Source organism: Kitasatospora sp. NPDC057692 (assembly GCF_042799475.1).
Classification (GTDB): domain Bacteria; phylum Actinomycetota; class Actinomycetes; order Streptomycetales; family Streptomycetaceae; genus Kitasatospora.
In genome coordinates, this window is record NZ_JBHVIV010000090.1 from 23,300 (window position 1) to 33,975 (window position 10,676).

At 75.5% G+C, this 10,676-nt stretch carries 2 protein-coding genes; both read left to right on the forward strand.

Features of this window, described 5'->3' with window-relative positions; genetic code table 11:
- Nucleotides 1-37 precede the first annotated feature (37 nt).
- Nucleotides 38-5,071, forward strand: a complete 5,034-nt coding sequence (locus ACFVFS_RS34205) for an amino acid adenylation domain-containing protein (protein ID WP_380628776.1) — start codon at nt 38-40, stop codon at nt 5,069-5,071.
- Nucleotides 5,068-10,676: amino acid adenylation domain-containing protein (locus tag ACFVFS_RS34210; RefSeq protein WP_380628777.1), on the forward strand; the 5,609-nt coding region annotated here is incomplete at its 3' end. The genes ACFVFS_RS34205 and ACFVFS_RS34210, both read left to right, overlap by 4 nt.

Consider the following 10,676-nt stretch of genomic DNA (forward strand, 5'->3'; position numbering starts at 1 on the left):
CCACCGCCCCACACCCAGGTCTGTGACAGGAGTTGACGTGACCGCCGAACTGCTTCCGGAACGCTTCGCCGAGCAGGCGTTCCGTACGCCGCACGCCGTTGCCGTCGTCGACGGCGACCGGGCGGTGACGTACGAGGAGCTGGACCATGCCTCCGCGCGCATGGCCCGCCACCTCCGGGGCCTGGGCGCGGGGCCCGAGACGCTCGTCGGGGTGAGCCTGCCCCGCGGCCTCGACCTGGTGGTCGCGCTGCTGGGCGTGTGGCGGGCGGGGGCGGGCTACGTCCCGCTCGACCCCGCCCAGCCCCCGGCGCGGCTGTCGGACCTGATCCGCGACTCCGGGGCGGAGCTGGTGCTGGCCGCGCCGGAGCTGGACGCCGCCGTGCGCGGGGCCGGTGCCCGCCGGATCGGTCCCGGCGACCTCCCCGAGGGCGGCTCCGGCCTCGGGGACGGCCCCGCCGCGGACCCGGCCAACGTCGCGTACGCCATCTTCACCTCCGGCTCCACCGGCCGGCCCAAGGCCGTGGTCATCCCCCACGCGGGCATCGCCCGGCGGGTCGGCTGGACCGTGGAGCGGCACGGGCTCGGTCCCGGCGAGCGGGTGCTGCAGAAGACGACCATCGGCTTCGACGCGGCCGGCTGGGAGGTCTTCGCCCCGCTGGTCAGCGGCGCCACCGTGGTGCTGGCCCCGGCGGGTGCCGAGCGCGACCCGGCGGCGCTGCTGCGCGCCGTCGGCGACCTCGGGGTGACCGTGCTCCAGGTGGTGCCGTCGGTGCTGCGGCTGCTGGTGGCGGAGGACGGCTGGGAGCGCTGCGGCGCGCTGCGGCTGCTGTTCTCGGCCGGTGAGCCCCTGCACGCCGAACTGGTCGCCCGGTTGCGGGAGAAGGCCGGTGAGGGCGTCGAGGTGTGGAACACCTACGGTCCGACCGAGTGCTCCATCGACGTCACCGCCCAGCCGGCCGACCCGGCCGCGGCCACCGGCGCCGTGCCCATCGGCCGCCCGCTGCCCGGCACGAAGCTGCTGGTCCTCGACCCGAACGGCGCGCCGGTCCCGGTGGGCGTCCCCGGCGAGCTGTACGTCGGCGGCCCGCAGGTCGCCCGCGGCTACGCCGGGCGCCCCGACCTGACCGCCGAGCGCTTCGTGCCCGACCCCTACGCCACCGAGCCCGGCGCCCGCCTCTACCGCACGGGCGACCAGGTGCGCTGGCGCTCCGACCGCACCCTGGAGTACCGGGGCCGCCTGGACGACCAGGTGAAGGTCAACGGGGTGCGCATCGAGCCGGGCGAGATCGAGGCCGCGCTCGCGGCCCACCCGTCGGTCACCGGGGCCGTCGTCACCGCGTTCCCGGCCGAGGACGGCGGCAAGCGGCTGGCCGCGTACCTGACCGCGAGCGCCCCGGTGGACGCCGCCGAGCTGCGCGTGTTCCTGGCCGAACGGCTGCCCGACAGCCATGCGCCGTCCTTCTTCCACACCCTCGACGCCTTCCCGCAGCTGCCCAACGGCAAGGTGAACCGCGCCGCGCTGCCCGACCCCGAGGAGGTCTCGGCCGCCCGGCAGCCCGCGTACACCGCCCCGCGCGACGCCGCGGAGGAGATGGTGGCCGGTGTCTGGGCCGACCTGCTCGGCAAGGAGCGGATCGGCGCCCTCGACGACTTCTTCGCGCTGGGCGGCACCTCCCTCCAGCTGACCCGGCTGGCGACCCGGCTGCGCGCCGCGTCCAGCGAGAACGTCTCGCTGCGCGGTCTGTTCTCCGCCACCACGGTCGAGGCGCAGGCCAGGCTGTTCACCGCGGCCCCGGCCGGGGAGCGGCCCTCCCCCGACCTGGACGGGCCCGGCATCCTGCCGGTGCCGCGGTCCGGTGAGCTCCCGCTCTCCTCCGGGCAGCGGCGGCTGTGGTTCCTGGACCGGATGCACCCCGGCAGCCCCGAGTGGGTCGCCCCGCTGTTCCTGCGGCTGCCCGCCGGGCTGGCGCCGGAGGCGGTCGGGCACGCCCTGGACGCGCTGGCCGCCCGGCACGAGCCGCTGCGCACCCGGTACGTCGCCGAGGACGGCGAGCCCCGCCAGATCATCGACGCGGCCGGCGCCGCCCGGGTCGAGCTGCGCGTCGAGGACGCCGGGCGCGCCGGGCTGCCCGCGCTGTTCGGCGAGCAGTTCGCGCGCGGCTTCGACCTGGCCGAGGGGCCGCTGTGGCGGGCGCTGCTGGTGCGCCTGCCCGGCGAGGACCACGTGCTGCTGCTGACGCTGCACCACATCACCTGCGACGGCTGGTCGACGGTGGTCCTGGAGCGCGAGCTGCGCGAGCTGTGCGCCGCGCAGCCGGCCGGCCGGGCGCCCGAACTGCCCGCGCTGGAGCTGCAGTACGCCGACTACGGCGCCCACCAGCACCGCTGGCTGTCCGAGGGCGCCGTCGAGCAGGAGCTGGCCCACTGGCGGACCGCCCTGGACGGCATCGCCCCGCTCGACCTGCCGGCCGACCTCCCCCGCCCCGCGGTCCGCGACCCGCGCGGGGCGATGGTCCCCTTCCGGGTGCCGGCCCGGACCGCCGCCGCCCTGACCGAGCTGGGCCGGGCACACGGCGCGACCCCGTTCATGACCCTGCTGACGGCCTACGCCACCCTGCTGGCCCGCTACAGCGGCCAGTGGGACGTGCCCGTCGGGACCCCGGTGGCGGGCCGCACCCGGCCCGGGACCGAGAACATGGTCGGCTTCTTCCTCAACTCCCTGGTGGTGCGCTGCGCGCTGTCCGCGGACCTGACCTTCGCCGAGGCCCTGGAGCGGGTCCGGGACGCCGCCCGCACGGCCTTCGTCCACCAGGAGCTGCCGTTCGAGCTGCTCGTCGACGAGCTCCAGCCCGAGCGCGACCTGTCCCGCACCCCGCTCTACCAGGCCGCCTTCGACCTGCACAGCGAGGGCGTGACCTCCGTCGTCACCGACGACGCGGACCTGGCGGCGTTCACCGAGGCCTGGCAGGTGGCGAAGACCGACCTGTCGCTGTTCATGCGGCAGACCCCCGAGGGCGCCCTGGACGGTGTCCTGGAGTACGCGACCTCGCTGTTCGAGCGGGCCACCGCCGAGCGGATGGCCGGCCACTTCCTCGCCCTGCTCGACCGCGCCGCGCACCACCCCGGAACGCCCCTCGGCGAGCTGGAGCTGCTCGGCGACGAGGAGCGCCGGCTGCTGGTCGCCGACTGGAACGACACCGCGCACCGGTACGACGGGCGCTCCGTCGTCGAGCGCTTCGAGGAGCAGGCCCGCGCCGTCCCCGACCGCACCGCCCTGGACGCCGGCACCCGGACCGTCCGGTACGGGGAGCTGGACGCCGCCGCCAACCGGCTCGCCCACCGGCTGCGCGCCCTGGCCGGCGGCGGCGAGCCACGCGTCGCGGTGCTGCTCGACCGGGGCCCGGAGCTGGTGACCGCACTGCTCGCGGTCTGGAAGGCCGACGGCGCCTACGTGCCGGTGGACCCGTCGTACCCGGCGGAGCGGATCGCCGCGATGTGCGCGGCGGCCGGGGTCCGGGTCGTGGTGACCTCCGCGGCGTACGAGCAGCGGTTCACCGCGCCCGGCCCGCGGGTGCTGCGGGTGGACGCCGACGCCGCGGAGACCGCCGCACAGCCCTCCGACGCGCCCCCGCGCTCCGGGGACCCGGACCGGCTGGCGTACACCGTCTTCACCTCGGGCTCGACCGGCACGCCCAAGGGCGTCGAGGTCACCCACCGGGGCCTGGCCAACCACGTGGCCTGGGCCGCGCGGGAGCTGGCCGGACGGGACCACGGCGGCGCGGCGCTGTTCTCCTCGGTCGCCTTCGACCTGGTGGTGCCGAACCTGTGGGCGCCCCTGGCCACCGGTCAGCGGCTGTTCCTGCTGCCGCAGGACACCGACATGTCCGAGCTGGGCAAGCGCCTCGCGGAGGCCGCCCCGTTCAGCTTCCTGAAGCTGACGCCCGGCCATCTGGACGTCCTCGCCCACCAGCTCTCCCCGGTCCAGGCCGACACCCTCGCCCCGGTCATCGTGGTGGCGGGCGAGCCGTTCACCCGCGGCACGCTCGCGCGCTGGCGGGAGCTGGCCCCGGACACGGCGCTGATCAACGAGTACGGGCCGACCGAGGCGACCGTCGGCACGTCGGTCCACCCCGTGCCGCCCGAGGGCGCCGGGCCGGTCCCGGACGTCCTGCCGATCGGACGGCCGCTGCCCAACATGACGATGTACGTGCTGGACCCGGCGCTGCGGCCGGTCCCGGTCGGTGTGGCGGGAGAGCTCTACGTGGGCGGCACGGGCGTGGCCCGCGGCTACGCCGGCCGGCCCGAGCTGACCGCCGAGCGGTTCGTTCCGGACCCCTACGCCGCCGAGCCGGGCGCCCGCCTCTACCGCACCGGGGACCTGGTCCGCCGACTGCCCGACGGCGACGTGGCCTTCCTGGGCCGGCTCGACGAGCAGGTCAAGATCCGCGGCTACCGGGTCGAACTCGGCGAGATCCAGGCCGTGGTGACCGCGCACCCGGCGGTGCGCGAGGCCGTGGTCGTGGTCCGCCGACCGGAGGGCAGCGAGCCCGCGCTGGCCTGCTACGCGGTGCCCGCCGAGCCCGGCGGCGAACTGCCCGACCTCGCCGCGCACTGCGCGCCGCGGCTGCCCGACTACATGATCCCGGCGACCTTCACCGCGCTGGAGGCGATCCCGGTCAACGCCAACGGCAAGACCGACCGCCGGGCCCTGCCCGACCCCTCGCCGGCCGCCGGCGACGCGCACGTCCCGCCGCGCGGCCCGGTCGAGCAGGCGCTCGCCGAGATCTGGGCCGAGCTGCTCGGCGTCCGGGCCGGGGCGCACGACAACTTCTTCCAGATCGGCGGCAACTCGATCCTCGCGATCCGCCTGATCTCCCGGATCCAGCAGGAGTACGGGATCGACTTCGCCGTCCGCACGGTCTTCGAGGGACCGACGGTCGCCCAGCTCGCGGCCGCCGTCGAGGAGCGCGTCGCCGCGGAGGTGGCCGCGCTGTCCGACACCGAACTGCTGAACGCCGTCGGCCCCCTCTCCCCCACCGACACCCCGCCGAGCAAGGAGCACCTGGCATGAGCACCGGCAACATGGAATCGCCCGTCGCCCCGGGCACCGATGCCGAGGCGCTCCGGGCCGAGCTGCTGCGCCGCCGCCTCGCCGGCGGCGGGGCCGCCGCCCCGCGCCGTGCGGGGATCCCGCGCGCCGACCGCGGCGCCCCGCTGCCTCTGTCGTACGGACAGCAGCAGATGTGGTTCCTCAGCCGGCTGGAGCCCGACAGCCCCGAGTACCTGGTGCCGCTGGTGCTGCGGCTGCGCGGCCCGCTCGACGCCGACGCCCTGGAGCGGGCCTGGCAGGGGGTGGTGGAGCGGCACGAGATCCTCCGCACCCGCTACGTCCTGCGGGACGACGAGCCGGTCCAGGTCGTCGACGACCCCCGCCCGCTCCCGCTGGTGCGCGCCCGGGCCGCCGACGACGCGGCGGCGCACGCCCTGGTCGAGGCGGAACTGTCCCGGACCTTCGACCTGGGCCGCGACTGGCCGGTGCGCGGGCTGCTGATCCGGGTGTCCGCCGAGGAGCACGTGCTCGCGGTGGTCTTCCACCACATCGCCTGCGACGCCTGGTCCACCCAGGTCTTCGGCCAGGAGCTGAGCGAGCTGTACCGCGGCGCGGCCCCGGCCCCGCTCGCCGTGCAGTACGCCGACTACGCGGCCTGGCAGCACGAGCAGCTCACCCGGGACGCGATGACCCGGCACACCGACTACTGGACGGACCGGCTGGCCGACCTCGCACCGCTCGACCTGCCCGCGGACCGACCGCGTCCGGCGGTGCGCGACGGCGCGGGCGCCACGGTGCCGTTCGAGGTACCGGAAGCGCTCGCGGTCCGGCTGCGCGAGCTGGCGGCCGCCCGGGACAGCACGCTGTTCATGCTGTTCCTCGCCGCCTACCAGACCCTGCTGGCGCGCTACACGGGCCGCCCCGACATCGCGGTCGGCACCGTGGTCTCCGGCCGCGGCCGCCCGGAGCTCCAGCAGCTGATCGGCTACGGCATCAACACCCTGGTGATGCGCGGCGACCTGTCCGGCGACCCGGCGTTCACCGACCTGCTGGCCCGCACCCGCGCCACCGTGCTGGACGCGTACGACCACCAGGACCTGTCGTTCGCCCGGATCGTCGAGGAGATCCGGCCGGTGCGCGACCTCTCGCGCACCCCGCTGTTCCAGGTCGCGTTCACCCTGCACGGCGACCGGGACACCGCCTTCGTGCTGCCCGGCGTCGAGGTGTCGCCCTTCGAGGGCTCGGGCCGGTTCGCCAAGTTCGACCTGGACCTGCAGCTGCGCGAGGGCGGGGACGGCTCGCTCGGCGGGCACCTGGAGTACGCGACGGCGCTGTTCGACCGCACGACGGTGGAGCGCTTCCGCGGCCACCTGCTGCGCCTGCTCGCCGGCATCGCCGACGCCCCGGGGGCGCGGCTGTCCGCGCTGGAGGTCATCGGGGACGAGGAGCTGGCCCTGCTGACCCGCCCGGCCGAGCGGTTCCCCGCGGTGACCCGCCGGGTGCACGAGCTGTTCGAGGACCAGGCCGCGCGCACCCCGGACAGCCCCGCCGTCTCCTTCGCCGGCACCACGCTGACCTACGCCGAGCTCAACGCCCGTGCCAACCGCATCGCCCACGCCCTGATCGCCAGGGGCGCCGGTCCTGAGACCCTGGTCGGCCTCGGCCTGGAGCGCGGCATCGAGCTGGTCCCCGCGCTGCTCGGCATCCTGAAGTCCGGTGCCGCCTACCTGCCGCTGGACCCGGCCAACCCCGCGGACCGGATCGCCTACATCGTGGACGACGCCCGGGCCCCCCTGATCGTCACCACGCGGGCCCACGCCGGGCTGTTCCCCGGCGAGCTGCTGCTGCTCGACGGGGACGGGGACGGGAACGAGGACGGGGACGCCCTCGCGGCCCGGCCCGACACCGATCCGGCCGTCGCCGGAAGCCCGGAGAACCTGATCTACACGATCTACACCTCGGGCTCGACCGGCCGGCCCAAGGGGGTCGCGCTGACCCACCGCAACGTGGTCCGCCTCATGGAGCGCGGCCACGAGCAGTTCGCCTTCACCGGGTCTGACGTGTGGACGCTGTTCCACAGCTACGCCTTCGACTTCTCGGTGTGGGAGATGTGGGGGGCGCTGCTGTACGGCGGGCGCCTCGTCGTCGTCCCGGACTCCGTCGTGCGCTCCCCCGAGGAGTTCCTCGACCTCCTGGTGCGCGAGAGGGTCACCGTCCTGAACCAGACGCCGACCGCGTTCCGCGCCCTGGTCGGCACCGACGCCGACCTGGCTCTGCGCGCGGTCGTCTTCGGGGGCGAGCGGCTGGAGGTGTCGGAGCTGCGGCCGTGGGCCGAGCGCTTCGGCCTCGACCGGACCGCCCTGGTCAACATGTACGGCATCACCGAGACCACCGTCCACACCACCCTGCACCGGGTGACCGCGCAGGACCTGGACGCGCGGGGGGCCAGTCCGGTCGGCCGGCCGCTGGCGGACCTGAGCGTCCACCTGCTGGACGCCGACGGCCGTCCCGTGCCGATCGGCGTGCCCGGCGAGCTCTGCGTGGGCGGCGCCGGGGTGGCGCGCGGCTACCTCAACCGGCCGCGGCTGACCGCGGAGCGGTTCGCACCCGACCCGTACGGGCCGCCCGGCTCCCGCCTGTACCGGAGCGGTGACCTGGCCCGCCGGCTGGCGGACGGCGGCCTGGAGTTCCTCGGCCGCATCGACGACCAGGTCAAGGTCCGCGGCTTCCGCATCGAACTCGGCGAGGTCGAGACCTCGCTGACCGCCCACCCCGAGGTGCGGGACGCGGTCGTGCTGCTGCGCGAGGACACCCCCGGCGACGGGCGGCTGGTCGCGTACGTGACCCCGGCCGACGGGACCGCGCCCGCCCCGGGCGCGCTCCGCTCCCACCTGGCCGGCCGCCTGCCCGGCTACATGGTCCCGGCCGCGTTCGTCGTCCTGGACGCACTGCCGCTGACCACCAACGGCAAGCTCGACAAGCGGGCCCTGCCCGTGCCCGGCCGCGAGGCCGTGGGAGCGGAGGGATCCGTCGGCCCCCGCACGGTCGCCGAGGAGCGCATCGCCGCCGTGTGGGCGGACGTCCTGGGCCTGGAGCGGGTCGGCGTCGAGGACGGCTTCTTCGAGCTGGGCGGGCACTCCATCCGCGCCGTCGCGCTCGTGGGCCGGCTGCGGGCCATCGGCTACGACCTCGCCGTGCGCGACGTCTTCGAGCACCGCACCGTCGCCCGGATCGCCGAACTGGTCACCGGCCGCCCGGCGCCCACCGGCGTCGGCCGTACCGCGGAGCCGTTCTCGCTGATCACCGCCGAGGACGCGGCCCGGCTCCCGGAGGGCGTCGCCGACGCATACCCGCTCTCCCAGGTGCAGCTCGGCATGGTCGTGGAGATGCTGACCGACGACGGCCGGCACCCGTACCACAACGCCACGGCCTTCCGGATCCGCGACGAACGGCCGTTCTCCGCGCAGGCGCTGCGCGAGGCCGCCGCCGCGGTCACCGCCCGGCACGACGTCCTGCGCACCTCCTTCGACCTCACCGGCTACTCCGTGCCGATGCAGCTGGTGCACGCGGCCACCGAGCTGCCGATCGTCGTGATCGACGTCTCCCACCTGTCCGAGGAACTGCTCCTGGCGGAGCTGCGGGAGTTCGTGCGGCAGCAGCGCGCCGAGCTGTTCGACCTCGCGGAGCCGCCGCTGCTGCGCCTGCACGCGCACGTGGCCGGCGACGGCAGCTGGTGGCTCACCAACACCGAGTGCCACGCGATCCTGGACGGCTGGAGCCACCACTCGCTGCTGATGGAGATCCTGCAGGAGTACGGCCGCATCCGCGACGGCGGGCGGCCCGACGGATCCGGTACCCCGGCCGTCCGCTTCGCCGACTTCATCGCCGCGGAACTGGACGCCCTCGGCTCGGCGGACTCCCGCGCCTACTGGCAGTCCGTCGTCGACGGCTACCCGCCGCTGGCCGTGCCCGCCGCGTGGCGCGGCGCGCCGGACGACGCGGGCGCCCCGCACCGCGCCCCCGTGCCCTTCCACGACCTGGAGGACCGGCTGCGCGCGCTGGCCACCAAGGCGGGCTCCTCGCTCAAGAGCGTGCTGCTCGCGGCGCACCTCAAGACGCTCAGCCTGATCACCGAGGAGGAGCGCTTCTTCAGCGGCCTGGTGTGCAACGCGCGGCCGGAGGTGCTCGGCGCGGACCGGGTCTACGGCATGCACCTGAACACGCTGCCCTTCGCGTACGACCGCTCCGCCGCCACCTGGCGTGAGCTGGTCGCCGCCGTGTTCGCCCGCGAGGTCGAACTGTGGCCGCACCGCGCCTACCCGATGCCGGTGATCCAGCGCGAACTCGCCGACGCCGAGCGGCTGATCGAGATGCGGTTCAGCTACCACGACTTCGACCAGGTCGACCACGAGCAGGTGGACTACCTGGCGAGCATCGACGACAGCCCCACCGAGTTCTCGCTCGGCGTCTCGGCCCGCATCGGCCACCTCGTGCTCACCGCCTCCCCACGCGCCCTGAGCCGCGACGCCACGGACCGGCTCGCGCAGATGCTGCGCCAGGTCCTGGAGGCGATGGCCGCCGACCCCGAGGGCGACGCCCGGGCCGCCTTCCTGCCCGAGGGCGAGCGGGAGCGGCAGCTGACGCGGTGGAACGACACCGCCCACGAGGCCGAGACCGCCTCCGTGCTCGGGCTGTTCGAGGCCCAGGCCGCCCGCACCCCGGACGCGGTCGCCGTCGAACACGCGGGCGCCACCGTCTCCTACGCCGACCTCGACACCCGGGCCAACCGGCTCGCCCACCACCTGCGCGGCCTCGGCGTCACGGCGGAGTCCCGGGTGCTGGTGCGGCTGGACCGCGGCCCCGACCTGCTGACCGCCCTGCTCGCGGTCTGGAAGGCGGGCGGCGCCTACGTGCCGGCCGACCCGTCCTCCCCCGCGGCCCGGGTCACCGCCATGCGGGAGGCCGCCTCGGCCGTGCTGACGATCGACGAACTGCCGGACACCACGGGCCTGCCGGACACCGCGCCGGCGCGGGCGGACGACCTGGACCGGCTCGCCTACGTCATCTTCACCTCGGGCTCCACCGGCACCCCCAAGGGCGTCGAGATCACCCACCGGGGCCTGGTCAACCACGTCGCCTGGGCGGCCCGCGAACTCGCCTCCCGCGGCACCGGAGGCGCCCCGCTGTTCTCCTCCGTCGCCTTCGACCTCGTCGTCCCCAACCTCTGGGCGCCGCTGGTCACCGGGCAGGCCGTGCACACGGTGGGGCAGGACGTCGCCCTGGACGAGCTGGGCGAGCACCTGGCCGCCTCGGGGCCGTACAGCTTCGTCAAGCTGACCCCGGGCCACCTCGACGTCCTGGCCCGGCAGCTCACCGCCGAGCAGGCGGCCGCGCTGGCGCCGGTGCTGGTGGTGGCGGGCGAGGCGTTCACCCGCGCCACGCTGGAGCGCTGGCGCGCGCTCGCCCCGGACACCGAGCTGATCAACGAGTACGGCCCGACCGAGGCCTCCGTCGGCTCGACAATCTTCCCCATCACCGAACCGGTCGGCCACGAGACCGTCCCGATCGGACGCCCCCTGCCCAACATGCGCACCTACGTCCTCGACCCCGCCCTCCACCCCGTCCC